Origin of the sequence: Bradyrhizobium cosmicum (assembly GCF_032290525.1) — a bacterium.
GTDB classification, from domain to species: domain Bacteria; phylum Pseudomonadota; class Alphaproteobacteria; order Rhizobiales; family Xanthobacteraceae; genus Bradyrhizobium; species Bradyrhizobium cosmicum_A.
On sequence record NZ_JASXTA010000005.1, the window covers coordinates 355,598 to 381,651 of the forward strand.

General features: G+C 64.4%; 29 protein-coding genes. 15 read left to right on the forward strand and 14 right to left on the reverse strand.

Annotation, left to right across the window (positions count from 1 at the left end; genetic code table 11):
- Window positions 1–44: 44 nt before the first annotated feature.
- The 3 genes from QSV46_RS12330 to QSV46_RS12340 all read right to left on the reverse strand — a co-directional run bounded on the left by QSV46_RS12330 (window position 45) and on the right by QSV46_RS12340 (window position 3,191).
- The gene (locus QSV46_RS12330; protein WP_314950751.1) at window positions 45–881 is read right to left on the reverse strand and encodes an ornithine carbamoyltransferase; all 837 of its coding nucleotides are present in this window, start codon (window positions 879–881) and stop codon (window positions 45–47) included.
- Between the two features lie 18 nt (window positions 882–899).
- A complete protein-coding gene (locus tag QSV46_RS12335; RefSeq protein ID WP_314950753.1) occupies window positions 900–1,298 on the reverse strand; it encodes an MAPEG family protein in 399 nt (132 codons plus the stop codon).
- Between the two features lie 84 nt (window positions 1,299–1,382).
- Entirely contained in the window at window positions 1,383–3,191 is a 1,809-nt protein-coding gene (locus tag QSV46_RS12340) for a class I poly(R)-hydroxyalkanoic acid synthase (RefSeq protein ID WP_314950755.1), read from the reverse strand.
- A 253-nt stretch (window positions 3,192–3,444) separates the two neighbouring features.
- Here QSV46_RS12340 and QSV46_RS12345 point away from each other — a divergent pair, with 253 nt between their 5' ends.
- From QSV46_RS12345 to QSV46_RS12370, 6 genes are all read left to right on the forward strand, one after another.
- On the forward strand, window positions 3,445–3,720 hold the full coding sequence (locus QSV46_RS12345) for a hypothetical protein (RefSeq protein WP_314950757.1): 276 nt from the start codon (window positions 3,445–3,447) through the stop codon (window positions 3,718–3,720).
- Window positions 3,721–3,934: 214 nt separating this feature from the next.
- Window positions 3,935–5,155, forward strand: a complete 1,221-nt coding sequence (locus QSV46_RS12350; protein WP_314950760.1) for an LL-diaminopimelate aminotransferase — start codon at window positions 3,935–3,937, stop codon at window positions 5,153–5,155.
- Between the two features lie 28 nt (window positions 5,156–5,183).
- Window positions 5,184–6,500, forward strand: coding sequence for a homoserine dehydrogenase (locus tag QSV46_RS12355; RefSeq protein ID WP_314950762.1), 1,317 nt, complete (start codon window positions 5,184–5,186; stop codon window positions 6,498–6,500).
- A 78-nt stretch (window positions 6,501–6,578) separates the two neighbouring features.
- A complete protein-coding gene (glpX, locus tag QSV46_RS12360; RefSeq protein ID WP_314950766.1) occupies window positions 6,579–7,580 on the forward strand; it encodes a class II fructose-bisphosphatase in 1,002 nt (333 codons plus the stop codon).
- Between the two features lie 141 nt (window positions 7,581–7,721).
- On the forward strand, window positions 7,722–8,441 hold the full coding sequence (locus QSV46_RS12365; RefSeq protein WP_314950768.1) for a haloacid dehalogenase type II: 720 nt from the start codon (window positions 7,722–7,724) through the stop codon (window positions 8,439–8,441).
- A 70-nt stretch (window positions 8,442–8,511) separates the two neighbouring features.
- Window positions 8,512–9,405: a LysR family transcriptional regulator gene (locus QSV46_RS12370; RefSeq protein WP_314950771.1), complete on the forward strand. Its 894-nt coding sequence runs from the start codon at window positions 8,512–8,514 to the stop codon at window positions 9,403–9,405.
- A gap of 27 nt (window positions 9,406–9,432) precedes the next feature.
- Here QSV46_RS12370 and QSV46_RS12375 read toward each other — a convergent pair whose 3' ends face one another.
- The 5 genes from QSV46_RS12375 to QSV46_RS12395 all read right to left on the reverse strand — a co-directional run bounded on the left by QSV46_RS12375 (window position 9,433) and on the right by QSV46_RS12395 (window position 12,562).
- Window positions 9,433–9,642 (reverse strand): hypothetical protein, encoded by a 210-nt coding sequence (locus tag QSV46_RS12375; RefSeq protein WP_314950773.1) that lies wholly within the window; start codon window positions 9,640–9,642, stop codon window positions 9,433–9,435.
- Window positions 9,643–9,652: 10 nt separating this feature from the next.
- Window positions 9,653–9,778: a hypothetical protein gene (locus QSV46_RS12380; protein ID WP_314950775.1), complete on the reverse strand. Its 126-nt coding sequence runs from the start codon at window positions 9,776–9,778 to the stop codon at window positions 9,653–9,655.
- 7 nt (window positions 9,779–9,785) lie between these two features.
- On the reverse strand, window positions 9,786–9,941 hold the full coding sequence (locus tag QSV46_RS12385) for a hypothetical protein (RefSeq protein WP_314950777.1): 156 nt from the start codon (window positions 9,939–9,941) through the stop codon (window positions 9,786–9,788).
- Between the two features lie 26 nt (window positions 9,942–9,967).
- Entirely contained in the window at window positions 9,968–11,383 is a 1,416-nt protein-coding gene (locus tag QSV46_RS12390) for an OFA family MFS transporter (protein ID WP_314950779.1), read from the reverse strand.
- A 207-nt stretch (window positions 11,384–11,590) separates the two neighbouring features.
- Window positions 11,591–12,562, reverse strand: coding sequence for an MBL fold metallo-hydrolase (locus tag QSV46_RS12395; protein WP_314950781.1), 972 nt, complete (start codon window positions 12,560–12,562; stop codon window positions 11,591–11,593).
- 261 nt (window positions 12,563–12,823) lie between these two features.
- Here QSV46_RS12395 and QSV46_RS12400 point away from each other — a divergent pair, with 261 nt between their 5' ends.
- Window positions 12,824–13,846, forward strand: coding sequence for a L,D-transpeptidase family protein (locus tag QSV46_RS12400; RefSeq protein WP_409997168.1), 1,023 nt, complete (start codon window positions 12,824–12,826; stop codon window positions 13,844–13,846).
- Window positions 13,847–13,884: 38 nt separating this feature from the next.
- Here QSV46_RS12400 and QSV46_RS12405 read toward each other — a convergent pair whose 3' ends face one another.
- On the reverse strand, window positions 13,885–14,970 hold the full coding sequence (locus tag QSV46_RS12405; RefSeq protein ID WP_314950784.1) for a methyl-accepting chemotaxis protein: 1,086 nt from the start codon (window positions 14,968–14,970) through the stop codon (window positions 13,885–13,887).
- Between the two features lie 288 nt (window positions 14,971–15,258).
- Between QSV46_RS12405 and recJ the strand changes: the two genes are divergently transcribed.
- From recJ to QSV46_RS12420, 3 genes are all read left to right on the forward strand, one after another.
- Complete coding sequence (gene recJ / locus QSV46_RS12410; protein ID WP_314950787.1) at window positions 15,259–17,100, forward strand: single-stranded-DNA-specific exonuclease RecJ; 1,842 nt, start codon at window positions 15,259–15,261, stop codon at window positions 17,098–17,100.
- A gap of 38 nt (window positions 17,101–17,138) precedes the next feature.
- Window positions 17,139–17,948, forward strand: coding sequence for a glucose 1-dehydrogenase (locus tag QSV46_RS12415; protein ID WP_314950790.1), 810 nt, complete (start codon window positions 17,139–17,141; stop codon window positions 17,946–17,948).
- A 107-nt stretch (window positions 17,949–18,055) separates the two neighbouring features.
- Window positions 18,056–18,853, forward strand: coding sequence for an aldolase (locus QSV46_RS12420; RefSeq protein WP_314950792.1), 798 nt, complete (start codon window positions 18,056–18,058; stop codon window positions 18,851–18,853).
- A 6-nt stretch (window positions 18,854–18,859) separates the two neighbouring features.
- Here QSV46_RS12420 and QSV46_RS12425 read toward each other — a convergent pair whose 3' ends face one another.
- Window positions 18,860–20,089 (reverse strand): lytic murein transglycosylase, encoded by a 1,230-nt coding sequence (locus tag QSV46_RS12425; RefSeq protein WP_314950796.1) that lies wholly within the window; start codon window positions 20,087–20,089, stop codon window positions 18,860–18,862.
- A 121-nt stretch (window positions 20,090–20,210) separates the two neighbouring features.
- Between QSV46_RS12425 and QSV46_RS12430 the strand changes: the two genes are divergently transcribed.
- The 3 genes from QSV46_RS12430 to QSV46_RS12440 all read left to right on the forward strand — a co-directional run bounded on the left by QSV46_RS12430 (window position 20,211) and on the right by QSV46_RS12440 (window position 21,047).
- Window positions 20,211–20,468: a hypothetical protein gene (locus tag QSV46_RS12430; protein WP_314950799.1), complete on the forward strand. Its 258-nt coding sequence runs from the start codon at window positions 20,211–20,213 to the stop codon at window positions 20,466–20,468.
- A 67-nt stretch (window positions 20,469–20,535) separates the two neighbouring features.
- The gene (locus QSV46_RS12435; RefSeq protein ID WP_314950802.1) at window positions 20,536–20,787 is read left to right on the forward strand and encodes a hypothetical protein; all 252 of its coding nucleotides are present in this window, start codon (window positions 20,536–20,538) and stop codon (window positions 20,785–20,787) included.
- An 86-nt stretch (window positions 20,788–20,873) separates the two neighbouring features.
- Window positions 20,874–21,047, forward strand: a complete 174-nt coding sequence (locus tag QSV46_RS12440; RefSeq protein ID WP_314950803.1) for a hypothetical protein — start codon at window positions 20,874–20,876, stop codon at window positions 21,045–21,047.
- A 7-nt stretch (window positions 21,048–21,054) separates the two neighbouring features.
- On the opposite strand, the gene QSV46_RS12445 is transcribed toward QSV46_RS12440, so the two are convergent.
- Window positions 21,055–21,576, reverse strand: a complete 522-nt coding sequence (locus tag QSV46_RS12445; RefSeq protein WP_409997166.1) for a MarR family winged helix-turn-helix transcriptional regulator — start codon at window positions 21,574–21,576, stop codon at window positions 21,055–21,057.
- Between the two features lie 57 nt (window positions 21,577–21,633).
- Between QSV46_RS12445 and QSV46_RS12450 the strand changes: the two genes are divergently transcribed.
- A complete protein-coding gene (locus QSV46_RS12450; protein WP_314950806.1) occupies window positions 21,634–22,113 on the forward strand; it encodes a carboxymuconolactone decarboxylase family protein in 480 nt (159 codons plus the stop codon).
- Between the two features lie 21 nt (window positions 22,114–22,134).
- Window positions 22,135–22,638: a cupin domain-containing protein gene (locus QSV46_RS12455; RefSeq protein WP_314950808.1), complete on the forward strand. Its 504-nt coding sequence runs from the start codon at window positions 22,135–22,137 to the stop codon at window positions 22,636–22,638.
- A gap of 18 nt (window positions 22,639–22,656) precedes the next feature.
- On the opposite strand, the gene QSV46_RS12460 is transcribed toward QSV46_RS12455, so the two are convergent.
- The 3 genes from QSV46_RS12460 to efp form a co-directional block, all read right to left on the reverse strand.
- Window positions 22,657–23,634 (reverse strand): DUF808 domain-containing protein, encoded by a 978-nt coding sequence (locus QSV46_RS12460; protein ID WP_314950812.1) that lies wholly within the window; start codon window positions 23,632–23,634, stop codon window positions 22,657–22,659.
- 74 nt (window positions 23,635–23,708) lie between these two features.
- Window positions 23,709–25,331 (reverse strand): M23 family peptidase, encoded by a 1,623-nt coding sequence (locus QSV46_RS12465; RefSeq protein ID WP_314950814.1) that lies wholly within the window; start codon window positions 25,329–25,331, stop codon window positions 23,709–23,711.
- Window positions 25,332–25,348: 17 nt separating this feature from the next.
- A complete protein-coding gene (efp, locus tag QSV46_RS12470; RefSeq protein WP_314950817.1) occupies window positions 25,349–25,915 on the reverse strand; it encodes an elongation factor P in 567 nt (188 codons plus the stop codon).
- Window positions 25,916–26,054 lie beyond the last annotated feature (139 nt).

Genomic DNA, 26,054 nt, shown 5'->3' on the forward strand with positions numbered 1-26,054 from the left:
ACCGCCAGCGCCGGCTATGTGACGAGCCATTCCAGCAGCGCGTTTTACGCATGGAGCAGGTAAGCCTTCGCCGCGGTGCTCTGACTTGCGGAGTGTCCCATCGCATCGGCGCTGACTTCCTTGCCTCTGCTCACGGGCGGACAGGGCAGGAAAATGACGTCGGGACGGCATCTGTCGAGGAGGGATGCCGAGATCTGGTATTCAATGAGTTGATCCGCACGTGCGCCGTCAGGCCAGCAATCCGTGATGATCACGTCCACGTCGAACAGGGCGTCCAGACTGGTGCCCGCGCTGAAGTTCGGGCTTGCGATGTCCTTGATCTGCCAGTCTTCCGGATAGAGCTGGGCCACCTGGATCGGGAGCGAAAGCGAAGCTTCGACCCATGACCGCAAGATGTTGGCATCGGGAGCAACACCGACAACCTTCAGGCCGTCGAGCGTTCCTCGCCGGCCACTGACATAGGCGAGATCGCCGAGCGTTTCGCAGGGATGATTTGACCGAGTTCTGGCATTGACGACGGGAGCTCTGGCGATCGATGCGAGTTCGCGCAGGGTCGACAATTCCCGGGTGCGCACGATGAGAATGTCGAACCAGTTGTCGAGATATTCTGCAAGATCGGCCGTCGTTTCGTGAACATTGAACCGGATCGGAGACTGTACGCAGAGGCCCCCCATCGCCCTGACGCCGAGATCGAAGGCCGTCGTATTGCGCCAGCCACCGTCATCAGCAATGAGAGCGAGGCGCTTGCCGGCGAGGCTCTGCGGCATGGCGCGGTCCTCCCACGCCGCCGCGAGCGCGTGCGCGCGGCCGACGATCGAGAGGATCGTGTCGGCGCAGAGGTCGTGGAATTGGACAAAATCCCGCCTGGCGTCGCTCGGCATTGCCGGCCCGAGGCGCGCTCAAACGACCCTGAAGATCGCCAGCGCCAGCACGGCTTGGGCGAGGAATCCGACTGTGAAGGCCAGCGTGCGGAACACCGGGATTCCCATTGCATAGACGATCAGATGCGCGACGCGCGACCAGAAATAGACGGCGCAGGCGAGCACGGTCCATTTGGTGGAATAGTCGATCGCGTTGAGGATCAGCACCAGCGGCGCGAACAGCACGAGGTTCTCGACGGCATTGTCATGCGCGAACATCAACCGGTTCGCCCATTCGGCCTGCGGCTTGTCGCCGCGTGAGGGATTGGCCATGGCTCCGGTGAGGCCTCGAACCTGACAACGGTTGATGGTGTAGGGAATCCAGAGGATGCCGGTCAGGATCACCGTGAGCGTCAGCCAGAACAATTCGCGCGTCATAGTCCGGTCCCCTTATTCGTCACTGTGCTGAAAACGAGCTTATACGCAAGCGCGCAAGTTTGCGCCATGCGCAAAGAAATCCTGCTAGGCGCGAACCCTGACATAGCTGCCGGGGGCGTCCTCGATCGGCGGGAAGGCTTCGCTGCCGACGCCGCGCGCCGGGACTTCCTCGGGATCGAGCGTGCCGAGCCATTCGCGCCAGTCCGGCCACCACGAGCCCTTGTGCTCCACCGCGCCCTTCATCCACTCGGCGACGTTGACGTCCTTGATGTTGTCGTTGGTCCAGTACTGGTACTTGTTCGAGGCGGGCGGGTTGACCACGCCGGCGATGTGGCCCGAGCCGGACAGCACATATTTCACCGGGCCGCCGAAGAATTGCGAGCCGTACAGCACCGATTCCGCGGGGGCGATGTGGTCTTCGCGGGTCGCGAGGTTGTAGACGGGCACCTTGACCTTGGAGAGATCGAGCAGGGTGTTGTCGAGCACCATCGTGCCCGCGGACAGGCGGTTCTCCAGATAGCAGTTGCGCAGATAATAGGAATGGTTCGACGCGGTCATCCGCGTCGCGTCGGAATTCCAGTGCAGCAGGTCGAACGCGCTCGGCTGCTGGCCCTTCAGGTAATTGCTGACGACGTAGGACCAGATCAGATCGTTGGAGCGCAGCATGTTGAAGGCCATCGCCATCTTCGAGCCTTCGAGCACGCCGGCCGCCTTCATGTCCTGCTCGAGGGCTGCGATCTGCTCCTCGTCGACGAACACGAGGAGATCGCCGGCATGGGTGAAGTCGACCTGGGCCGCGAAGAAGGTCGCCGACGACACCCGCTGGCGGCGCTTCTCGGCGAGCCAGGCCAGCGTGGTCGCGAGCATCGTGCCGCCGACGCAATAGCCGGCGGTGTGCACCTTCATCTCGCCGGTCGTGCGCTCGATGACGTCCATCGCCGTCAGAACGCCTTCCTTCATGTAGTCTTCCCAGCTCTTGGTGCCGAGCCGCTTGTCGGGATTGACCCATGAGATCACGAACACGGTGATGCCCTGATCGACGCACCACTTGATGTAGGATTTCTCCGGCTTGAGATCGAGGATGTAGAATTTGTTGATCCAGGGCGGCACGATCAGGAGCGGCGTGCGCAGCACGTTCTCCGTGGTCGGCGCATACTGGATCAGCTGCATCATCTCGTTCTGGTAGATCACCTTGCCCGGCGTCGTCGCCATGTTGACGCCGACGACGAGATTGTCCGGGTTGGACTGGCGGATCTTCAGCATGCCCTTGCCGGCCGCGATGTCCTCGGCCAGCATCTTCAGGCCGCGTGCGAGGTTCTCGCCGCTGCTTGCCACCGTCTCGCGCAGCACTTCCGGATTGGTCAGCACGAAGTTCGAGGGCGACAGCGCGTTGGTGACCTGCTGGATGTAGAACTCCGCCTTGCGGCGGGTCTGCAGATCGAGCCCGTCGGCGTCGCGCACCAGCTCCTGCGCCCATTTGGTCGTGAGCAGGTAAAGCTGCATCACGAAATCGAAGAACTGATTCGACTTCCATTCCGGATCGGCAAAGCGCTTGTCGCGCGGCGAGGGCGCGATCGCGGGCGGGGCATCCTGGCCGGCCATGCGGCGCGCCGCCGAACCCCAGAGGTCGAGGTAGTCCTTGGCGAGCTTGGTCTGGAGATCGGACGAGCGCGAGCCATCCGACAGCCAGTATTCGGCGACCGACGTGAAGGTCTTGACCACCTCCGTCAGCTCGGCCGGCGGGCGATCCTGCACTTCGCCGCTCTCGCGTGGCTTCAAATACGCGGCGAGCGCCTTGCCGCCGCTCTCCATCGCCCGCGCGACATTCATCGCGAAGGCTTCCGCATCGAACTTCGTCTCGGATTTGGGTCTGTCGGTCGTGGCGGTACTCATGAGCAGAACAGTAACGATTCATTCCGTATTCGTCACCGCGAAGCTGGCATGTTTGGCGTTAAACAAGCTGCAACATGTGCTGCACTGCGACAAAGCTTCTTGGTTTTGTCACAATCCGGGTGCACCCCTTCGAGCAGTGGGCCTTGGAAGTATTCTCGCTCGTGCCATTTGTGGGCAGCAATGGTTTGAGCTTGGCAGGTCGTCGGGTTAGTCTCCGGCCGCTTGCATTGGGACGAGGTGGGGATTTCCCCGGGTGTTGGCGTTGAGGGACCTGCAAAGGAAGCTGCCGATTTGCGGCGCGTTGCTGCTGGTAGCGTTCGCTCTGGGCGGCTGCTCGAGCCAGCTCGCGGATATGACGCCGGCCGATGCGCAGGCCCATCCGAGAGAGCCTGGCACTTACCTGCCGGTGCATGACCTGCCGCCGGATCGCGATCAGGCGACCATCCCGCCGGACCAGCGTGCCAAGATCGAGGCCGAACTCGCCGCCGCGCGCGACCGCCAGGCCACTGCCGCCAAAGATGCGAAATGAGGCGCTGCAAGGTAATCGCTGGCGCCCCCGCCTTGCCGTGCTAAAAGACCAATGTTCAGCCGAGAGTCAGGGCGAACGACTTCAGCTCCCGCCGTCGAAGATTGCTCTAAGCGTTTGATTTCGAGTGATTTCTACGACGGAATGAGGGCTGTCCCGATCGGCCGTCGTGGTCGGTCGATTCTGTCCTGACCGGGTGCCCGGAGCCCAGAGAGCCATGGAAGAGTTTTACCGCATCCGCCGCCTTCCGCCTTACGTGTTCGAGCAGGTCAACCGGGCCAAGGCGGCCGCGCGGAACGCGGGTGCCGACATCATCGACCTCGGCATGGGCAATCCGGACCTGCCGGCGCCCGCGCATGTGCTGGAGAAGCTGAAGGAGACGCTGGGCAAGCCGCGCACCGACCGCTACTCGGCCTCGCGCGGCATCCCCGGGCTGCGCCGGGCTCAGGCCGGCTATTACGCCCGCCGCTTCGGCGTGAAGCTCAATCCCGACACCCAGGTGGTGGCGACGCTCGGCTCCAAGGAGGGCTTTGCCAACGTGGCGCAGGCGATCACCGCGCCGGGCGACGTCATCCTCTGCCCGAACCCGAGCTACCCGATTCACGCCTTCGGCTTTCTGATGGCGGGCGGCGTGATCCGTTCGGTGCCGTCGGAGCCGACGCCGCAATTCTTCGAGGCGGTGGAGCGGGCGATCGTGCATTCGATCCCGAAGCCGCTCGCGCTGGTCGTCTGCTACCCGTCGAACCCGACCGCCTATGTCGCGAGCCTCGATTTTTACAAGGACCTCGTCGCGTTCGCGAAGAAGCACGAGATCCTGATCCTGTCCGATCTCGCCTATGCCGAAGTCTATTTCGACGAGAGCAATCCGCCGCCCTCCGTGCTCCAAGTGCCGGGCGCGATCGACGTCGCCGTCGAGTTCACCTCGATGTCGAAGACCTATTCGATGGCCGGCTGGCGCATGGGCTTCGCGGTCGGCAATGAGCGCGTGATCGCGGCGCTCGCCCGTGTCAAATCCTATCTTGATTACGGCGCCTTCACGCCCGTGCAGGTCGCCGCGACCGCCGCGCTGAACGGTCCCGATGACTGCATCAAGGAGATGCGCGACACCTACCGCAAGCGCCGCGACGCGCTGGTGGAATCGTTCGGCCGCGCCGGCTGGGAGATCCCGGCGCCGGAGGCCTCGATGTTCGCCTGGGTGCCGCTGCCGGAGGCCTTCCGCAGCGTCGGCAGCATGCAGTTCGCCACCCTGTTGGTGGAGAAATCCGGCGTCGCGGTCTCGCCCGGCGTCGGCTTTGGCGAGCATGGTGAAGGATATGTCCGCATCGCCATGGTGGAAAACGAGCAACGGATCAGGCAGGCCGCGCGCGGCGTGCGCCGCTTCCTTGAAAGCGGCATCGAAACGTTGCACAACGTCGTTCCGCTCGCCAATCGGCGCTAATTCTCGTCTGCAGGTTTTCCAAAGCATCATGGTTGCACCCCTGAAAGTGGGCATAGCGGGGCTCGGCACCGTGGGCGCCGAAGTTGTCCGTTTGATCGAAACCCAGGCCCGCGTGCTCGCGGGCCGCAGCGGCCGCGGCATTCGCGTCGTTGCCGTCACCGCGCGCTCGAAGGCGAAGAAGCGTGGTGTCGATCTGCGCGGCGTCGAATGGGCCAGGGATCCGATGGCGCTCGCCACGCATCCGGGCATCGACTGCTTCGTCGAGCTGATGGGCGGCGCCGGCGATCCCGCGCTCTCCGCCGTCGAGGCGGCGCTCAATGCCGGCAAGTCGGTCGTCACTGCCAACAAGGCGCTGCTCGCCAAGCACGGCCTGAAGCTTGGCAAGGCCGCTGAAAAGCACGGCGGTGCGCTGAATTTCGAGGCAGCCGTCGGCGCCGCGATCCCTGTCATCAAAACGTTACGCGAGGGTCTTGCCGGAACCGGAATCAACCGCGTCTATGGCGTTCTCAACGGCACCTGCAATTACATCCTGACCCGGATGGAGCAGGAGGGCCTGTCGTTCGCCGAATGCCTCAAGGATGCGCAGCGGCTCGGCTATGCCGAGGCCGATCCGTCCTTCGACGTCGACGGCCACGACACCGCGCAAAAGCTCGCCATTCTCGCCAGCCTCGCTTTCGGCACGAAAGTTGCTCAAAGCGCGGTGTATGTCGAAGGTATCTCCTCCATCGCGCCGGAAGATCTGCGCGCGGCGGCCGATCTTGGCTATCGCGTCAAGCTGCTCGGCGTTGCCGTTCGCACCGCCACGGGCATCGAGCAGCGCGTGCATCCGACCATGGTTCCAAAGTCCTCCTCGATCGCGCAGGTGATGGGTGTCACCAATGCGGTCACGATCGATGGCGAGGGCATTCCACCGATCACGCTGGTCGGCCCCGGTGCGGGCGGTGCTGCGACCGCGTCCGCCGTCGTCGCCGACATCGCCGACGTTGCGCGCGGCATCCGCGCCAATCCGTTCGGCCGGCCGATTTCGCAGCTCCACGAGACTAAGAAAGCACCGATGGAGCGACACGAGGGCGGCTACTACATCCGCCTGCTGGCGCGCGATTTCCCGGGCACGGCGGCCGCGATCGCGACCCGGCTCGCGGAGCAGAAGATTTCGATCGAGTCGATCGTGCAGCGTCATCCCAATGGCGGTGCCGCGTCCACCGATGGCAAGGCGGTTCCCGTGCCCGTCATCCTGATCACCTACGCCACGCATGAGGACGCGGTACGCCGCGCGCTCGCTGCCGTGCAGAAGGACAAAGTGATCAGCGGACGGCCGCAGGTCATCAGGATCGAGAAGAACTGACACGGTTCGAACGAACTGTGGGTGTTACGAGTTGATGCGGGCGGAGATTTCCGTCCAAAACTGTTGAGGAGTTAGCCGATGTCGACCCATATTTCAGTGCCGCCGCAAGCGTTGCTCGAGCGCATTCTCACGCTGGAGATCGTGCGCGTGACGGAGCGGGCGGCGGTGTCGTCGGCGCGGCTGCGCGGGCACGGCAATGAAAAGGCAGCCGACCAGGCCGCGGTCGATGCCATGCGGCGCGAGCTCAACAAGCTGCCGATCGAAGGCACCATCGTGATCGGCGAGGGCGAGCGCGACGAGGCGCCGATGCTCTTCATCGGCGAGAAGGTTGGCATGAATGCCGGCCCGCAGGTCGACATCGCAGTCGACCCGCTCGAGGGCACGACGTTGTGCGCCAAGAACATGCCGGGGTCGATCGCCACCATGGCAATGGCCGATGGCGGCACGCTGCTGCACGCGCCCGACGTCTACATGCAGAAGTTGGCGATCGGGCCGGGCTACGACAAAGGCGTCGTCGATCTCGATGCGACGCCGGCCGACAATGTCCGCCGCCTCGCCAAGGCCAAGGGTGTCCAGCCCGAGGGCATCACCGTTCTCGTGCTCGACCGCCCGCGCCACGCCGGCATCATCGAGAGCGTCCGCTCGACCGGCGCTGCCGTCCGCCTCATCACCGATGGCGACGTCGCCGGCGTGATCCACTGCGCCGATCCCGACAATACCGGCGTTGACATGTATCTCGGCACCGGCGGCGCGCCTGAGGGTGTGCTCGCGGCCGTAGCGCTGCGCTGCATCGGCGGCCAGATGCAGTGTCGCCTCATCCTCGATTCCGACGAGAAGCGCGAGCGCGCCGCCAAGATGGGCGTCAATGATCCCAAGATGATCTACGGCATCGAGGACATGGCGCGCGGCGACTGCCTGTTCGCCGCCACCGGCGTCACCACGGGCTCGCTGCTCTCGGGCGTGAAATTCCGCAAGGATGGCGTGATCGAGACCGAGACGGTCGTGATGCGCTCCGTCACCGGCACCGTGCGCTACATCAAGGCCGAGCACCGCGAGCTGGCGAAGTTCCACTTGGACTAGAGTCAAAAGCAGTAACAACTGCCGTCATTCCGGGGCGCGACGAAGTCGCGAGCCCGGAATCCATAACCACGATCGGGAGTATGGATTCCGGGCCTGCGCCTCACGGCGCATCCCGGAATGACGAGCGTGGAGGAAGCGCCCATGTCCGATCTTTCCGCCGTCAAAGCCCTCGTGTTCGACGTGTTCGGCACCGTCGTCGACTGGCGCACCAGCCTCATCACCGACTTCATGTGGTGGGGAAGGGGCCGCGGCATCAGCGCCGACTGGACCGCCTTGGTCGACGGCTGGCGCGGCATGTACATGGCCTCGATGGACGATGTGCGCCAGCATCCCGAGCGCGGCTACGTCATGTTAGATGATCTGCATCGCCGCTCGCTGGAGAAGCTGGTCGAGCAGTTCGCGATCAAGGGCCTGACCGAGGCCGATCTCGATTACCTCACCAAGGGCTGGCACCGGCTCCATCCCTGGCCCGACAGCGTTGCCGGCCTGACCCGGCTGAAGACCAAATTCGTGATCTCGCCGCTGTCAAACGGCAATGTCGCGCTGCTCACCAACATGGCGAAGTTCGCCGGCCTGCCATGGGACCTCATCATGTCGGCCGAGCTGTTCGAGCACTACAAGCCCGATCCCGAGACCTATCTCGGCGCAGCAAAGCTGCTCGGCCTCAAGCCGGAGCAGGTGATGATGGTCGCCGCCCACAACGGCGATCTCGCGGCCGCACAGAAGAACGGACTGAGGACCGCGTTCGTCGCAAGGCCGACCGAATACGGCCCGCTTCAGAAAGTCGACTTCGAGGCGACCGGCAAGTGGGACATTGTCGCGAAGGATTTTGGCGGGATCGCCGACAAGCTGGGCTGCTGAGCAACCTCTTGGTTTGACATCCCTCAAGAGAGCGCATTTCATATCGATTATGTCGATGTGAGGTGGCCCTTTGGATACCGAGCTCGCGCGTACATTCCTGACGGTGGTCGCGACAGGCAATTTCATTACCGCCGCCGAGCGGCTTCACGTCAGCCAGTCCACCGTCAGCACCCGGATCCACACCCTCGAACAGCTGCTTGGCTGTACGCTGTTCGTGCGCAACAAAGCCGGTGCGACGCTGACCGCAGCCGGACGCCAGTTCCAGCGTCACGCCTCGACCCTGGTGCGCACTGTCGAGCAGGCCCGGCACGACGTCGGCATCCCTCGGGGCTTTAGCGGGGCGTTGGTCGTCGGTGGCCGGATCGGGTTATGGGAGGAGTTTCTGCTGCTCTGGCTCCCGCGCATGCAGGAGGCCAATCCGCAAATCTCCATCCGCGCCGAGAGCGCGCTCGAGCCGGAGTTGATGCAGGGGCTGGTCGAGGGCCGCATCGACGTCGGCGTGATGTACACGCCGCAGAGTCGCCCCGGCCTCAAGGTCGAATTGCTGATCGAGGAGCAGCTTGTGCTGGTCTCGACCAATCCGAAAAGCGACCCGGAGCCGCAGGATGGCTATGTCTATGTCGACTGGGGACCGGAGTTCTATGCCCGCCACAGCGCCGTTTTCCCCAATTTCGCGGGGCCCGCGCTGACTGCCAATATCGGCTGGCTTGGGCTTCAGCATGTTCTGGCAAACGGCGGCTCCGGCTACTTCGCGTACCGGATCGTCGAGCCGCTGCTGAAGGCGCGGCGCCTGCACCTGGTGGCCGGCGCACCAAAGTTCTCCATGCCGGCCTATGTGGTCTATTCTGTCGACCAGTCGGACGATCATGTGCAGAGCGCGATCGCGATCATGCGCGACCTCGCCGCCGAACAAGCGCTGCGCGTGATGGAAACGCCGGCGCGAAACGTGCGCAAACGCCGCTGACAATCCGCTCGCAGCGGCCGGACGGCCCTAGCGCCGCCGGTGCAAGCGGGTTTCGGCGAGGGCCGTTCCCGCGCCGATCGCAAGCATTGCGACGACAGTGTCCGCGGTCGCATCGAAGCCGAATGCAAGAACCGCGGCGACGACCACCGCGACCAGCATGCAGATGGTAAAGCCCTCATCGGCGATCAATTGCCGCCCGCCGCCGACGCGCGTTGCGGGCCTGTCCGTCGAGCGCATGGATTCGCGCCTACTGAAACAGCTTCATCGCGTTGAGCAGGGTCTGGATGACGCCCGCGAGCAAAGGGATGCCTGCAAAGCTCCAGGCCAACGCCAGTTGCAGCCGCGTGGTTTTTACGGTCTGGGCATGATGCATGATGATGTCATGCTCCCGTGGGGTTGTTGCTCACCGCGGCGGCGGCCGCGATTTCGCTGGCGCGATGGGCGGGCTTGGTCGCCGTCATCTGGGACACTCGATAGGCGACCCAGCTCAGCAGCAGCTGGGAGAATGACGCTTCGCTTCGCGATGTCGTTGTCATGGTCGCTCCTTCTGGTCCGCCGCGCCTCAAGCGCGGGCCGGCTCGAGACCTGTGTTGTCGTCTTTCATGTGATGACGCTTGTCGACGGCCCGGACACAGAGGTTGGCGAGGAAGCCGGCCACGAGCAGTCCGGCCATGATGTACATGGTGGTATTGTAGGCCTGCGCCTTCGGCACGCCGTGCGTGACGTTGTATTCCCGGATATAGTTGATCAGCACCGGTCCGGCGATGCCGGCCATCGACCATGCCGTGAGCAGGATGCCGTGGATGGCGCCGACATAGCGGGTGCCGAACATGTCGCGCAGATAGGCCGGCACCGTGGAAAATCCACCGCCATACATGCTGACGATGATCAGGAAGCAAAGCACGAACAGCACGACATTGCCGCTCGCGCCGGCATAGGGCACCGTCACATAAAGCGCGAAGCCGAGCACCATGTAGACGAAATAGGTGTTCTTGCGTCCGATGAAGTCGGACAACGAGGCCCAGCTGAAGCGTCCGCCCATGTTGAACAGGCTCATCAGGCCGACGAGACCCGCGGCCGCGACCGCGGTGATTTGTCCGGGGAACATCTCCTGGCTCATCGCCGAGGCCTGGCCGAGCACGCCGATGCCGGCCGTGGTGTTGCAGAACAACACGATCCAGATCAGCCAGAACTGCGGCGTCTTGATCGCCTGGTAGACGAACACGTCGTTCTTCGTCATCAGCTTGGTCGCGGTAGCGGGCGGCACGTAGCCTTCTGGTTTCCAGCCCGGCGCAGGCACCCGCACGATTGCGGAGCCGACCATCATGAAAACGAAATAGACGCAGCCGAGCGTGATGAAGGCGCCGAGCACACCGACGTCGGTCGTGCTGGCGAACTTGCTCATCAGCCAAACCGAGAAGGGCGAGGCGATCAGCGCGCCGCCGCCAAAGCCCATGATCGCCATGCCCGTCGCCATGCCTGGCCGGTCGGGAAACCACTTCATCAGCGTCGAGACGGGGGAGATGTAGCCGATGCCGAGTGCACAGCCGCCGACGACGCCGTAACCGAGATAGATGATCCAGAGATTGTGGAGGTAGACGCCGAGTGCCGAGATCAGGAAGGCGCTCGCCCAGGCGACACCGGCGGTGAACATCGCGCGCCGCGGGCCGCCTTCCTCGACCCAGCGTCCGAACACCGCGGCCGACAGTCCGAGGAACACCATCGCAATGGAGAAGATCCAGCCGAGCTCGGTCAGCTTCCAGTCGCCGGGCGCCGATTGCGTGACGCCGATCAGCTTGGTCATCGGCAGGTTGAAGACGCTGAAGGCGTACGCCTGTCCGATGCACAGGTGCACGCAGAGTGCCGCGGGCGGCACCATCCATCGGCTGTAGCCCGGCCTTGCGATCGTGTGCTCGCGATCGAGAAAAGGCAGCAGCGAGCGCGAAGGCAGCTCCGATGCATCCAGCGTCGTCGTCATCTTCATCCTCCTCGTGCTTCGCCATTCTTGGTGGCGGCCGTTCGGGCCGCGAGCGATAGCCGCCTGCCTAAGCTACGCAGGAGGATGATTTTGACAAACGAATTATATCGGCCGATTCTATCGGGTTATTAGATATGAAAAACCGGAATGCGGTGTGGGACGGCAAGCAGATGGTCCGGGCAGCGCGTGCTGCCCGGACCTGACGAACTACAACGTCATCTGCATCGGCTCGGCAAAATAGCGGAAGCCGTCGCCGGCCTTGGCGACGTGGCCGTAGCCCGGCCAAGCGAAGTGATAGGACATGACAGGCGTCTTGTTGGCCGCAAGCATGATCAGCAGTTTGACGCGGGACTCCGCTGCCTGCTTCGGGTCCGTGTCGTAGGAGAATTCCATCCGCGGCCTCTCCAGCAGCAGCACCGAATGGTGCGAGAGGTCGCCGAGGAAGGCAAACGACTTGCCGGCCGACGAGACCATGAAGATGGTATGGCCGACGGTGTGACCGGGCGCTGCGATCGCCTGCACGCCGGGCAGGAATTCCTGGCCGTCCTTGAAGAAGACGATGCGGTCGCGGACCGGCAGCAGGTTCTTGCGGGCGTGCACGACGAAGTCCTTGGCCGGGCTGCCAAGCTTGCCTTCATCGGTCCAGAAGTCGAAATCGGTCTGGGAGATGTAGATCTGCGCGTTCGGGAACAGCGGCTTGCCGCCGTCGTCCACGATGCCGCCGATGTGGTCGATATGGGCGTGCGAGCAGACCACCGCATCGATATCGCCCGGCTTGATGCCGGCCTCGGTCATGCTCTTCTGTTGCCGCCCCGTGGTGGCGCCGAACATCTTGGAGCTGCCCATGCCGGTATCGAACAGGATGAGCTTGTCGCCGGTATTCACGATCGGCGAGTTCTGCTCGAGCACGACATTGTCCGGCGACAGGAAATTGTCGGCGAGCATCTTCTTGACCTCTTCCTTGGGAACACCGGTGAAGGTCCCGGAGGGATCACCGAGCGGCAGCGGTCCGTCGGACACGACGGTCACCTCGGCATCGCCGAGCATGAAGCGGTGCCAGTAGGGGGTCTGGGTGCCGAGTTTCGGAGCACGCGCAAGCGCGCTGCTGCCGAGCATGGCGCTGGCACCAAGGCCAGCGCCAAGGGCAAGTAGGGATCGACGAGAGACATCGATTGTCATGCGTTTCCTCTGCTTTTGTCTTTTGTTGTGTGATGTTCGCGCGTTGTGTTCGGCCTGCGCCGACAGTCGGATGCTGCTCCGGTTCAGACGAGCTAGCAAGTGGAATTGGTTTTGGTGACGAGCGCGCTTTGCCGAAGCGAAAGCAACGATTCCAGGCGCGTGCGGACCTTCCCGGCGAAACTTCGGCCGTCGGGGCGCGTTGCATTGTCGTGAACGCCTCCAACTCGGAGCTCGCCGATGGGCGACGTCGCGACGCGAAGCATGGTGAATAGCGCCTGCGCGATCTCCGGCGGTGGTCAGATTGGCGTCATTCTCTATTTCCTCCTCTTCGTGCTGGCTGCTCCGCCTGCGTTCGCGGCCGAGATGAACCCGGCTGCGATCGAGTCCGCCGAGCCATCGAAGAGGACCTTGTCGAACGAGAAGCCGACCCCGGCAGGGGTGCGGCTGCAAGTCCTGCTGGACAGGGCGCATTTCTCGCCCGGCGAGATCGACGGCAGATTCGGCGAGAACGCGAAGAAGGCGCTGCGGGCCTATGCGGAAGCGCAGCACTTGCCGGGTTCGGACGCTCCGACGGAGGACATCTGGAAGGCTTTGCGGGCGGACGACCGGCCGGTGACGGCGACCTACGTCATTACCAGGCAGGACGTGGCGGGTCCTTTCCTGCGCAGGCTACCCTCAAGAATGGAGGACATGAAAGGCATCCCGTCGCTGGGGTTCACCACTCCGCGGGAGGGACTGGCCGAGAAATTTCACATGAGCGAGCAATTGCTGACGGCGCTCAATCCCGGCCGCCATTTCGATCGCGTCGGCGAGACCATCGTCGTGGTGGACACCGGCGGTGGAGGCGGCACCGCGCCCGCCAAGACTGACAGGATCGAGGTCGACAAGGTCAGGCAGACGGTGAAGGTGTTTGACAAATCCAATGCGCTGATCGGATTTTATCCGGCGACCGTCGGCAGCGAAGAGAAGCCGTCGCCTTCAGGCACGCTCAAGATCACAGAGGTCAGCCGAAATCCCTACTACCGCTACAATCCGGATTATCATTTCAAGGGCGTCCATTCCCGCAAGCCCTTCATCATCAAGCCCGGCCCCAACAATCCGGTCGGCACGGTGTGGATCAGCCTGTCCGCCGAAGGCTACGGCATTCACGGCACGCCTTCACCGGACAAGATCTCCAAGGCGGAATCTCACGGCTGCGTACGTCTCACCAATTGGGACGCCGAACGCGTCGCAGCGACTGTTTCGAAAGGAGCGCCGGTCGCGTTTGCGGACGGCGCCAACTGAGGGCGCTCACAGATCTTGCGGACCGGCAGGCTACGGCCTCACGCCCCGCAGACGATCACACCGTACCAGCCAAGCCCGCGATAGGTCTCGTAGCCCGGGGTCGCATGGAACGCGATCATCGTGCCCGAGCGATCCTGATAGAAGCCGGAGCGCTGGCCGTTGAGCGTCAGCGGGATGCGCTCGCTCAGGATGCCCTGGCCGTCGGAGGCGGCGATTACGCGAAAATTCGAGTCGACCAGCAGCACGCGGGCCTTGTCGCCGTCGCCGACGCGCACACCTTGCACGATCGCGCGGGCCTGCGCCTCCCAATCGAAATGGATCGCGAGCACGCCGATCGGCGCGCCATTGGCATGACCGCCGGCGCGAACGCTGGCGCAATAGGTCGCGACCTGCGCGTTGCCGAGCAGCGGCTGGTTCTCGACGTCGCCGGCGACATAATCGTCGCCGGAGCGCAAGTTCGTCGCTTCGCGAAACCATTTGGTGTGGGCGACGTTCTGGCCGACGGCGCGAAAGCGGTCGGCGCGCCCGTTGGCGATGACATTGCCGTCGAGGTCGCAGAGCCAGAGGTCGAGATAGACGGTGTAGGCACCGAGGATCACGCCGAGGCGCTGCGAGGCATGGGAGACGGCTGCGGCGCCGGGCGAGGCGGCGCAATCGACCACGGCGGAATCGGTCGCCCACCAGCGCACGTCGCAGGTGCGTTCATAGAGATTGCGGTCGATCAGCTCGATGGCGTTGAGCGACAGATCGACCATGCGCTCGCCGCGCGAGCGCTGGCTCATGCGGTCGATCGAGGCGACCAGATCGCCGGTGCGCTTCGTCAGCTGAGACTCCAGTTCGCGTGCGATGGTCTCGACCTGCTGGCCGACCCCGCGCACCTCCTGCGCCACCACCGCGAAGCCCGCGCCTTGCGCGCCGGCGCGCGAGCTTTCGATCAGCGCATTCAGCGCCAGCATCTTCATCTGGTTGGTGATCTGCTGGATCGATTTGGTCTTGTCGACCGCGATCTGGTTGACCTCCGCGGTCAGACGATTGATCAGAGCCGAGATGTCGGAATCATCATCGGCGAAGTCGGCGGTTCCGTTCGCGATCGGCTTGGCTTTCAGACCCAGCGCAGCAGACATCGGGTAACTTCCCTTGGCAATGAGGCCTGATCTGCAATGAACGGGGAACAACGACTTACAGATCGAATACGATTCTTTTTCGAAGATTCCGCCTAACGCCTGCTTAATTTGCTGTTCGGCGGAATGCCTAAATGGTAGTCACTCCGGCCTTTCGGCCGGCCATCCACCGCTTTGTGCCCCCGAGCCGTTGCAAATCGCCGGGGTTTCCCGGCCAATCCTCGTAAGCCAGTGACCGGGCGCCTAGCGTGATCGCCCGAACCCCGAGTTCCCAACAGATAGCTGCTCGTCATGACGCCGCCCGCCACCGCCTTGCCCGTCGAAGCGCCCCAGGCGTTCCTGGGCGCGGCGCGCTCGCTCACCGACAAGCTCTGGCGCGACCGGCTGGACGCGCGCGGGGCGGCCAAGGCGCTTGCCATCGTGCAGCGGCACCAGTTGCCGGAGCTGCTGGCCCGGGTGCTGGCCGGCCGCGGCGTGGACATCGACGCAGTCGCCGACTTCCTGGATCCGACCATCCGAAAGCTCCTGCCGGACCCCTATACTGTGACGGAGATGGAGGCGGCCGCGAAGCGGATCGCGGATGCGGCTGCGAAAGGCGAAAAGGTTGCGATCTTCGGCGATTACGACGTCGACGGCGCGACCTCGGCGGCACTACTGGCCTGGCATTTGCGTCATTGCGGGCTCGATCCGCTGATCCACATTCCCGACCGCATCTTTGAGGGCTACGGCCCTAATGTCGAAGCGGTCCGCGGCCTGGCGGCCAAGGGCGCCACGCTGCTCGTGACCGTCGATTGCGGCACCACCAGCATCGAGCCGCTCGCCGAGGCCAAGCGGCTCGGCATGTCCGTCGTCGTCATCGATCATCATCAGGCCGGCACGGAGCTGCCCGAGGTCGACGCACTGGTCAATCCGAACCGGCTCGACGATCTCTCGGGCCTCGGCCACCTCGCCGCCGTCGGCCTCGTGCTGGTGACGCTGGTCGCGGTCAATCGCGAGCTGCGCCAGCGCGGTTTCTGGAACGCGGAGATGCCCGAGCCCGACTTGCTCGGCATGCTGCATCATGTTGCGCTCGGCACCGTCGCCGATGTGGCGCCGCTGATCGGTCTCAATCGCGCCTTCGTCGTCAAGGGCCTGATCGCGATGCGGCGGCGCGACCATGTCGGCCACACCGCGCTGATGGATGTCGCGCGCCTCAACGGGCCGCCGGAAGCCTGGCATCTCGGATTCATGCTGGGTCCGCGCATCAATGCCGGCGGACGCATCGGCCGTGCCGATCTCGGCGTGCGGCTGCTGCTGGAGGGCGACAGCGTCGAGGCCGCGCGGATCGCCGCCGAACTCGACCGTCTCAACAGCGAGCGCCGCGTCATCGAACAGGCCGCGGAAGCGCAGGCCGAAGCCGAAGCACTGGCCTCGATCGGGCTGGAGGACAAGCTCGGCGTGATCGTCACGGCGTCCGAGGGCTGGCATCCCGGCGTGGTCGGCCTCGTCGCCTCCCGCCTGAAGGAGAAGTTTTCGCGGCCTGCTTTTGCCGTTGCGCTGGAGCCCGGCGGCGTCGGCACCGGCTCGGGCCGCTCGATCGCCGGCGTCGATCTCGGCAAGGCAGTGCGGCAGGCGGTCGCCGACGGGGTTTTGCTGAAGGGCGGCGGCCACGCGATGGCCGCGGGCGTGACGCTGCGCAAAGAGAAGCTCGCCGAATTCCGCGCCTATCTCGAGAGCGCGCTGGCGCAGGACGTCGCCGAAGCGCGCCACGTCAATGAGCTCTACATCGACGGTGCGGTCTCCGCGCGCGCGGTCACCCCGGAGCTGGCGGCCACGCTCAACCGCGCCGGCCCCTTCGGCAGCGGCAATCCCGAGGCCGTGCTGGCGCTGCCGGCGCATCAGCTCGTCTTTGCCGACGAGGTCGGCCAGGCGCATCTTCGCCTGCGCTTCAAGTCGGGTGACGGCGCCATCGTCAACGGCATCGCGTTCCGTTCGGTCGGCCAGAAGCTCGGCAACGCGCTGCTCGCCAATCGCGGCCAGCAATTGCATGTCGCGGGCTCATTGTCGGTCGATCGCTACCAAGGCGCCGAGCGGGTGCAGTTTCGCGTTATCGATGTTGCGCTACCGGACCAGGGGCCATCCGTGATTAGATAACAACGGCCCTAAACAACAAAAAAAGAAAGGGAGTGAATATGGCAGGGCAGGTTGAGGGCAAGGTTGCGCTGGTGACGGGCGGTGCTTCCGGCATTGGCGAAGCAATCGTCGAGCTGTTCGCGCGCGAGAGAGCTACTGTCGTCATCTCGGACATCGACGAGCTGCGCGGGCCCGAGCTCGCCAAGCGAGTGACGAAAGCCGGCGGCACGGCGATTTTTCTGGAGCAGGACGTTACCTCCGAGGAGCGCTGGATCGAGATCGTTGCCGAGATCGCAAAGCGCTACGGCCGGCTCGACATCATGGTCTCCAATGCCGGCATCGGCATTGCGGTGCCCTCGATCGTCGACATGACGCTAGGTGACTGGCGCAAGCAGAACGCGATCAATCTCGATGGCGTGTTTCTCTCGGTCAAGCACTGCCTGCCCTTGATGCGCAAGACCGGCGGCGGCTCGATCGTGATGATGTCCTCGCTCGCCGGCCTGCGCGGCTCGCCGGGACTGTCGGCCTATTCGGCGACCAAGGGCGGGGTGCGGCTGTTCGCCAAATCGATCGCGATGGAGTGTGCGGCAGTGGGCGACGGTATCCGTGTCAACTCGGTGCATCCCGGCATCATCGACACGCCGATCTGGGGCAAGATCCCGACCGGTGCCACGGGTGCCGGCCAGAACGCGCCGATCGATCCCGAAGAGCGCGCCCGGCTCGTGACGCCGCTCGCTCGCGCCGGGCAGGCGGTAGAGATTGCCTTTGGCGTGCTGTATCTGGCCTCCGATGCCTCGCGCTACGTCACCGGCACCGAGCTTGTCATCGACGGCGGCATGAACGCCGGTGGCGTGCTGCGGCGGCAATAAGCGCCGCGCAAGACGCGAAGGGCAGGGTGGCGCGTGCAGGGGCTGACGCGCACGCGCCATCCCTGTACAAGGCGGGCAGCTCCCGACCGACAAAGGTGTCCTTCGCCATGGCGCACAGCCTTCATTCGACCTCTTCCGCGCCTGAGCCCGTCCGCTCGAACCGACCCGATCTCGCCACCGACGCCATCCGCACCGCGCGCGAGGAGCTCGCCGCTTGCTTCCGCATGGCCGCGCGCAATGGTTTTGAAGAAGGTATCTGCAACCATTTCTCGGCCGTCGTGCCCGGCCATGACGATCTCTTCCTGGTCAATCCCTATGGCTACGCCTTCCGCGAGCTGACGGCGTCAAAGCTGCTGATCTGCGATTTCCACGGCAATGTGCTTGACGGCGAGGGTGTCCCCGAGGCGACCGCCTTCTACATCCACGCCGAGATGCACAAGCGCCTGCCGCGTGCCAAGGTCGCTTTCCACACCCACATGCCCTATGCCACGGCGCTATCGATGACCGAGGGCGATCCCCTGATCTGGGCCGGCCAGACCGCGTTGAAATTCTACGGCCGCACCGTGGTCGACCGCGACTACAATGGTCTTGCGCTCGATAACCGCGAGGGCGCGCGCATCGCTTCAAACGTTGGCGATGCCGACATCGTCTTCATGAAACATCACGGCGTGATGGTCTTGGCTCCGACCATCGCGGAAGCCTGGGACGATCTCTATTACCTCGAACGTGCCGCCGAAGTGCAGGTGCTGGCGATGTCGACGGGCCGCAAGGTGCTGCCGGTCGATCCCGCGATTGCGGCCGAAACCTACAGGCAGATGCGCGAAGGCGATTCCGAATCCGCGCGGCTGCATCTGGCAGCGATCCGGCGCCAGCTCGACGCCGAGGAGCCGCAGTACCGGCACTGAGGCGAATTACGATCCCTGCCGCAGCTTCGCCAGCACCTTCAGCCCGCCATAGCCGTCCGCTGGCGTGATCCCCGCGCGCTGCTGAAAATCCTTCACCGCTTTCATCGTGTCATTGCCGACGCGGCCGTCGGTGCCGCCGGTGTCGAAACCGGCTTTGGTCAGCCGCGTCTGCATCTCCTGTACTTCGGCGAGCGTCAGGGCCCGCTCGGAACCGGGGAAGGGCTGGATGAAGGGCGGCGCGCCCAGGCAGCGGTCGCCGAGATGGCAGATCGCCAGCGCATAGTTCATCGAGGGATTGTAGCTCTTCACCGAATAGAAATTCGGTCCGAGCAGGAATGTCGGTCCGCCCGCAACAGGCGTCCACATCTGCGCGGATGCGTTCGGTTGCGGGAATGGCTGGCCGTCTGCGCGGGCAACACCCGCCGAAGCCCACGCTGCGTAGGTCCGGCTGCCGCTCATATTGGCGGACGCGCGCACCTCGTAGCCCCAATGCTCGCCGCGGTGCCACTTGCCGCGGTTGACGAGATATTTCGCGGTCGATCCCAGCGCGTCGTCGGGCTTGCCGAATGGCGAGACCTTGCCGTCGCCGTCATAGTCGATGCCGACATTGAGCCAGACCTCAGGCATCCATTGCGAATGCCCCATCGCGCCGGCCCAGGATCCCTGCATCTGCTCCGGCGTGCTCCAGCCCTTGTCGACGATGCGTAGCGCGTTGATCAGCTCGGTCTCCCAATAGGCCTTGCGGCGCGGCTCGTTCCAGGCGAGTGCGGCGAGCGAGGGAAACACCGGCGTCATGTGGTTCTGCTGCACCAGCGGATCGCCATAGGCCGACTCGACACCCCACAGCGCCAGCAGCGTGCCGCGCTCGACGCCGAAATCGCGCTCGATCCGCGCCAGCAGCGCTTCGTTGTTCTTCAGCGCGATCTTGCCGTTGATGATGCGCCAGTCCGAGACGCGGCGGTTGATGTATTGCCAGAGCTGCTCGTGGAATTCGGGCTGGCTGCGCATCTGCTTGAACACGCTCATGTCGGGCTCGACCCGCGCCATCGCGCGCTGCCAGGTCGCGGCCGAAATGCCCTTCGCCATCGCCCGAGCGCGAAATGCTTCGCGCCATTCATCGAAGCCCGGAGGAGCGGCGAGGACGTTCGTCGGAACGGCGAGCAAGGCGGCTGCGCCAAGCGTCGATCGGAGCAGGGCGCGACGGGTGTGACGGGCCGAGGAATCAGCTTGTTTCATGGGAGCATTCTAGCCGGAAACTTGGCGCGTGTGAGTCGGTTCCTGGAACGCGGGAACAGGCTGTCTGCCGGAACAAACCGTCGCACTGCTGCATTCCCTTGAGGACAACGAGGAGGAGAAGATGAGGAAATATCTGTTTGCCGCCGCCATGATCACCGCCGTCGCGGCGCCTGCAGTTGCGGGCGAAGTCGGCGTTCACGTCGGCCCGGGCGGTGCCGGTGTGACGGTCGGTCAGTCCCACGAGTATCGTGAGCGGGACCGCGATCGTGATCGCACGACGGTCATCAAGGAGCGCGAGCCCGCCGACCGCACCACCGTCATCAAGAAGGAAGATGAATTCGGCAATCGCAGCAAGACTGTGATTCACGACCACGACTGACGAAGTCGGGCCCCGGCCGGTCCGGGGCCCCGACTCCGCAGCCTGTTCATCAAGCATTCGGGGTGGAATGAAGATACGTGCCCATGCGGAAAGCCACGTCGTCGAGCTCGACGACGGATCGCAATGGCAGATTTTTCCCGGCGATCTCGCCACGACCTTGAGCTGGAAGCCCGAAACCGATCTGCACCTGGAGCGGAGCCCCGACCGGGTGAGTTCGCATGTTCTGGTGAATGGTGCCGACCAAAGCCGCGTACGTGTGATCGCGGCGGGCGAAACCTGGCCCGACGGTGAGGTTAAGAAAACATTGAAGGACGGGTAGGACGTCCTTGCAGTTGGCCGGGTGCCCCTCAAGTTTGAGCGTGCAGCTTTACGGTCGGTTCGCTTCCCTCTGCGCAGAATGCGCGCATGACGGAACTGTTCGACATCATCCGTGCCAATCCGTGGCCGTTCGGCGCAGGCCTCTTCGTCTTAATCCTGATGATCATCGCCGAGAACTTTGGCCGGGGCATCCAGGGCGACGGTGCTGCAAGCAACTTCTCGGACGCTGATGGCGGCGACGGCGGGTGCGGCGGGGACTAGAGGCCGGTCAGTCGTCCTGCAGGTCAGCCGCGATGCCGGCGAGCCAACGCCGGACCGAGCTTTCCGCCTTGGCATCCAGATCCCGGGCAAGGCGCTTCTCCAGCGCGATCACGCGCTCCCTGCATGCCTTCAACAACGTCGTTCCCCGCGGCGTCAGCGTCCATTGCTGAATGCGGCCATGGACCGGATGAGGCGTCATCACGATCGCACCGTCGCGCTGGAGGTTGCGAATGATCACGCCGACCGTCTGCGGGGTCAGGAAGGTGAGCCGGGCGACGTCGGCGCCCGAGAGACCCGGATAGGCGTTCAGCATGGTCAGCACGGCAAATTGCGGCGACGTCACGCCGAGGTCGGCGAGCGTCCGTTCCATCGTCAGACGGACCGCGGCATGGGCCTGTCGCAGCAGATAACCGAGGTAACCTTGCTCGCCGCGCTTGCCTTCTCCGGGAGCGGGCACCCGAACGGCAGCGATGTCAGCAGGCGCCTTACGCGCGGTCTTCGATCTTGTGACGTCAGCGGTCTTGCGCATAATATAAGAGCTCTTATAAGATACAAGTCCTCTTATAACAGCACAAGGTGGACTGCAATGTCACACGCCCGCAGCGAATACGAGGATTTCAAGACGATCGCGCCGGATGCGTTTGAGCTGGTGCTGGCGCTCGGCCAGGTGGCGGCCAAGGCGGGACTCGACAAGCAGCTCCTCGAACTCGTCAAGCTGCGCGCTTCGCAGATCAACGGCTGCGCTTTCTGCGTGCAGCACCACATCCTGCTCTCGGAGCGCATTGGCGTGCCCGTCGACAAGCTCAATCTGGTCGCGGTCTGGCGCGAGGCGCCGATCTTTTCCGCGCGTGAGCGCGCCGCGCTGGCTTGGGCCGAGGCGCTGACCTTCCTGCCCGACGGCGTCAGTGAGGAGGTCTATGCGGAGGCTTCCCGCGAGTTCTCCGAGAGCGAGCTGATGTACCTGACCTCGGCGGTCGCCTCGATCAACGTCTGGAACCGATTTGGCGCCGCATATCGCTGGACGCCGGCGAAGCGGCCGGTCGCAGCGAATGCCGCTGCATCCTGACAGCAACCAAGGGAGGTTGTCATGACGGCAATGAGTTTGCACGCTACGCAGCGCCCAGTGCCATCCCGCTCGATGGCGCTGGCCGTCGTCGGCGGCCTCGCTTGCGCGCTTGCGATCGGCAAGGCGCTGCCGGTGACCATGGACGCCGTGTCCGGCGCGTTGGCGCCGCTCTGCGCGACTGCCGCGGAGAGCTCGCCGCTCGACAAGGTCGAGCCGATCGGCTCTTACGCGCTGCCCAACGTCCCGGGCAAGCGTGTCACCATTGTGCGTGTGTTCTACGGTCCCGGCGGGTTCTCGCGGCCGCACCGTCACGCCGGCTCGGTCACCGCCTACATCACCAAAGGCGAGATTCGCTCCCAGCTCGGCGGCGGCCCGGTCGAGACGTTCGGGGTCGGCCAGTCCTTCTTCGAGCCGCCGGGCTCCACACATCTGGTCTCGGCCAATGCCAGCACGACGGAGCCCGCGGAACTGATCGCGGTGTTCGTGGCGGACGAGGGCGCGCAGCTCACGACGCTGTTGGAATAGACGCAGCGAACGGGAGGGCTAGGATCGCCTCAACCGCTTCCATGCGGGCGACAGACCGTATTCGACTGCCGGAATCGCAAGCACACCGACAAGCAGCCCAATGATGCCGGAGATGGCCGCCTCGACCGACCATTCGATGATACCGGCAACGGATGGAAGGAGGTGCGCCGCAGCCTCTGTTGCGGCGTGGACCGTGCGGCCGACTATGGCCGGGCCATACTGTTCGATGCCGTGCAGGATGATGCCGCCGCCGACCCAGATCATCGCGGCCGTGCCGATGGTGCTCAGCACCGTCAGGAAGGTGGGCATGCCGCGAACGAGCGCGCGTCCAAGCAAGCGGATCGCCCCGCCGATGATTGAGGCACTGTCATAGCGCGCAAGAGCCACCCCGACATCATCCGCCTTCACGATGAGGGCCACCACGCCGTAGACGCCGGCAGTGATGCAGAGCCCGACCAGCGCCAGCACCAGCGCCTGTGTCCAGATGCTGCCCGCCGGGAGAGCTGCCAACGTGATCGCCATGATCTCCGCCGACAGTATGAAATCTGTCTTGATGGCGCTCGCGACCTTCTCGTCCTCGACCGACAGGGCATTCAGCGCAATCGGCTGGAGCTGAGCTTCGTGGTGGTGCGCATGATGCGGCATCACGGCTTCGAGCACCTTCTCGGCCCCTTCGTAGCAGAGAAAGACTCCGCCCAGCATGAGCAGCGGCGTGACCGCGGCGGGAAGGAAATAGCCGAGCAGCAGGGCGATCGGTAGCAGGATCAGCAATTTATTGCGCAGCGATCCGACCGCAATCTTGCCGACGATCGGCAGTTCGCGTTTTGAGGCAAAGCCGATCACGTAGTTCGGCGTGACGGCCGCATCATCGATGACCACGCCAGCCGCCTTTGTGGCCGCTTTGGCGGTCTGGCTCGCCACATCGTCGAGCGAGGCTGCCGCCAGCTTTGCGATCGCCGCGATATCGTCGAGAAGACCGAGCAGCCCGACACTCATCAAGTCTATCCCTTCATGGTCCGAGCCGGCGGTGTCTGCTGCGACACTTCCTCACACCGCACAGAGTCGGATCGTCAATTTTCCTCGCCGGCCGATCCCTCGCGCAGGTCTGGCCTGATCACGTCCTGCGGCAACGCATGCGCGACCGGCTGCGTCGTAACCGCGATCTCCGGGCCGAGCTCGCGGCCGCGGGCGCGGATCAGCCGCTCATAGGCCGAGACCAGCGTGAGGTAGGGGCTGACCCAGATCCAGCCGTCGCGCGTGAACACCTGGACGTCGAAATGCAGGTGCATCGAGGTGCCGGCGGGATGGTCGAGATAGTTCGAGACCACGCCGATCTTCTCGCCCTCGCCGACGAGGCGGCCGTTGAGCAGACCATCGGCGTTCATCACGTGCGGGTTCATGTGCATGTAGCGGAAACGGATGTGCTCGGTCCGGCCGTTGACTTGAAGCGTCACGGCCTGGTCCTTGGCGGCACGGATCACGATGGCGTCGCGCACCGCGACGACGCCGCGCTGCTTGGGATCGCAGGGGGCGCGGCCTTCGCCGGATGGTGGACAGTCGGCGGCGCGGATGTCCTCGCCCTGGTGGCCATAGCCACCGCCGCATTGCCAGACCTCGAAACTGCGGGATTCGCAGAAATTGTCGCGCCAGGGATACGACGTCGATCCCTCAGTCTTGTCGCGCTTGGCGTAGGACTGCGAGCGCACGAATGCCGGTGCTTTTTCGAGCGGAAAGCGGATCTGGGCATAGGCCATCACATCGGGATGGCCGGCCTTGTTGCGATAGCCGGTGTTCGGGATGAGGTCACCGCTCGGTCGGTAGGCGAAGTCCGGCGAACGCGCTGCAGGACGATCGATGATGCTGGAGGCCATGTCCGTGAGCGGCCGCATGCGCTGGCCGCCGGCGATGCGGAGCGCTTTCAGGAAACGCTCCGCTACGGGATAGGCTTCCTTGCAGGCCAGCCGCCGCGGCTTTGCGGCGCTGTCCAGGCACTGGATGGAGACGACATAGGCGATCCCGAAGCGGCTGAAGGCGTAGCGGACATAGCCTTCCCGGATGAACTTGCGCAGGTCGGGATAGGTTGTCGCAAGCGGCTTGACCGGTTCGCCCTTGCCGCCGGCGGGATCGGCGATGTCGTAAACGAGCGCCGAGCCCGTGATCTGCACGTCTACCGGCCTTGTATAGACGCGGCTCGGCATGCCGTCACCCGCGCCGGGATCGAGCGAGAAGGTCGCGCTGTAACCGGCAGGGCCGGCATCGAACACGTCGGCGGGGTTGAAATCCGCCTGATAGCGCGACAGCGACTGACCCTGTGGCGCGCCGTTGTGCTGCGCTTCGAGGTAGGCGGCGGCGTCGAACGGCAGCAGCACGGGCACGGAGCTGCGGGCAATACCGGTGAAGAATTGCGAGGACACCGCGTTGAGCTGCACCAGCGCAGGCATCGCGCGCGGATCGTAGCGTGGCATCGAACGGCGGGGTGCGAAGATGAAGTCGCCCGCGATCCGGGGGCGGCTGTTGATCTCGGTGCGGAGCTGGTCGAGCGCTGCGCGCCAGTCGACGCGCAGGGCCGTCAGCGAGGGGCTGCGGATATCATCCGCAGCGAGCGGAGTAGCGGTGAGGAGCGAAAGCGTTGCCAGAAGCAGCGAGACGAAGCGGAAACTGTTCCCAACCACTGTCTCGCCCCCCGGCGGCACCTGCCCTGATCCCTCGCTTAGTCCTTGGCGCGCTCGGAGTAGGAGCCGTCTTCGGTCATCACCACGATTCGGGTGCCGACGGCGATGTGCGGCGGCACCGTGGTACGCACGCCGTTCGAGAGCACGGCGGGCTTGTAGGACGAGGAGGCGGTCTGGCCCTTCGTCACGGGCTCGGTCTCGACCACTTCCAGTGTCACGCGCTGCGGCAGGGCGATCGATACCGGATTGGCGCCGTGCAGCGACAGCTTGACCGTCATGCTTTCCTGAAGATAGGCCGCCGCGTCGCCGATAACGTCCTTGGACACCTGGACCTGGTCATAGGTCTCCGGGTTCATGAAGTGGTAGCCGTCACCATCTTCATACAGGAAGGTGTAGTTGCGTTCTTCGATCGTGGCCTTCTCGACCTGATCGGTGGTCTTGTAGCGCTCGGAGATCTTTACCCCGTCCGAGATTCGGCGCATTTCGATCTGGCTGACCGGAGTGCCCTTGCCGGGATGGATGTTCTCGGCGGTCACGACGACATAAAGCTTGCCGTCTTGCTCGATGACGTTGCCCTTGCGAATAGAACTGGCGATGACTCTCAAAGCTGTATTTCCTGCTTGCTTGGCCCGGCACCGGCCAGGACGTGGTCAAATTGATGGGGGACTTGGGGCCTCAAATCAGACCTCGGCGCCCGTTTCGGGCCGCAACATACGCATTTTGTCGTTGAATGCCAGCATTTTG

Bases quoted from the DNA above. Each gene is read 5' to 3' on its own strand.
- QSV46_RS12330 (WP_314950751.1), bottom strand. From the start codon at position 881: ATGCCGAGCGACGCCAGGCGGGATTTTGTCCAATTCCACGACCTCTGC.
- QSV46_RS12335 (WP_314950753.1), bottom strand. From the start codon at position 1,298: ATGACGCGCGAATTGTTCTGGCTGACGCTCACGGTGATCCTGACCGGC.
- QSV46_RS12340 (WP_314950755.1), bottom strand. From the start codon at position 3,191: ATGAGTACCGCCACGACCGACAGACCCAAATCCGAGACGAAGTTCGAT.
- QSV46_RS12350 (WP_314950760.1), top strand. From the start codon at position 3,935: ATGGAAGAGTTTTACCGCATCCGCCGCCTTCCGCCTTACGTGTTCGAG.
- QSV46_RS12355 (WP_314950762.1), top strand. From the start codon at position 5,184: ATGGTTGCACCCCTGAAAGTGGGCATAGCGGGGCTCGGCACCGTGGGC.
- glpX (WP_314950766.1), top strand. From the start codon at position 6,579: ATGTCGACCCATATTTCAGTGCCGCCGCAAGCGTTGCTCGAGCGCATT.
- QSV46_RS12365 (WP_314950768.1), top strand. From the start codon at position 7,722: ATGTCCGATCTTTCCGCCGTCAAAGCCCTCGTGTTCGACGTGTTCGGC.
- QSV46_RS12375 (WP_314950773.1), bottom strand. From the start codon at position 9,642: ATGCGCTCGACGGACAGGCCCGCAACGCGCGTCGGCGGCGGGCGGCAA.
- QSV46_RS12380 (WP_314950775.1), bottom strand. From the start codon at position 9,778: ATGCATCATGCCCAGACCGTAAAAACCACGCGGCTGCAACTGGCGTTG.
- QSV46_RS12385 (WP_314950777.1), bottom strand. From the start codon at position 9,941: ATGACAACGACATCGCGAAGCGAAGCGTCATTCTCCCAGCTGCTGCTG.
- QSV46_RS12390 (WP_314950779.1), bottom strand. From the start codon at position 11,383: ATGACGACGACGCTGGATGCATCGGAGCTGCCTTCGCGCTCGCTGCTG.
- QSV46_RS12395 (WP_314950781.1), bottom strand. From the start codon at position 12,562: ATGACAATCGATGTCTCTCGTCGATCCCTACTTGCCCTTGGCGCTGGC.
- QSV46_RS12400 (WP_409997168.1), top strand. From the start codon at position 12,824: ATGGTGAATAGCGCCTGCGCGATCTCCGGCGGTGGTCAGATTGGCGTC.
- QSV46_RS12405 (WP_314950784.1), bottom strand. From the start codon at position 14,970: ATGTCTGCTGCGCTGGGTCTGAAAGCCAAGCCGATCGCGAACGGAACC.
- recJ (WP_314950787.1), top strand. From the start codon at position 15,259: ATGACGCCGCCCGCCACCGCCTTGCCCGTCGAAGCGCCCCAGGCGTTC.
- QSV46_RS12415 (WP_314950790.1), top strand. From the start codon at position 17,139: ATGGCAGGGCAGGTTGAGGGCAAGGTTGCGCTGGTGACGGGCGGTGCT.
- QSV46_RS12420 (WP_314950792.1), top strand. From the start codon at position 18,056: ATGGCGCACAGCCTTCATTCGACCTCTTCCGCGCCTGAGCCCGTCCGC.
- QSV46_RS12425 (WP_314950796.1), bottom strand. From the start codon at position 20,089: ATGAAACAAGCTGATTCCTCGGCCCGTCACACCCGTCGCGCCCTGCTC.
- QSV46_RS12430 (WP_314950799.1), top strand. From the start codon at position 20,211: ATGAGGAAATATCTGTTTGCCGCCGCCATGATCACCGCCGTCGCGGCG.
- QSV46_RS12435 (WP_314950802.1), top strand. From the start codon at position 20,536: ATGAAGATACGTGCCCATGCGGAAAGCCACGTCGTCGAGCTCGACGAC.
- QSV46_RS12440 (WP_314950803.1), top strand. From the start codon at position 20,874: ATGACGGAACTGTTCGACATCATCCGTGCCAATCCGTGGCCGTTCGGC.
- QSV46_RS12445 (WP_409997166.1), bottom strand. From the start codon at position 21,576: ATGCGCAAGACCGCTGACGTCACAAGATCGAAGACCGCGCGTAAGGCG.
- QSV46_RS12450 (WP_314950806.1), top strand. From the start codon at position 21,634: ATGTCACACGCCCGCAGCGAATACGAGGATTTCAAGACGATCGCGCCG.
- QSV46_RS12455 (WP_314950808.1), top strand. From the start codon at position 22,135: ATGACGGCAATGAGTTTGCACGCTACGCAGCGCCCAGTGCCATCCCGC.
- QSV46_RS12460 (WP_314950812.1), bottom strand. From the start codon at position 23,634: ATGAGTGTCGGGCTGCTCGGTCTTCTCGACGATATCGCGGCGATCGCA.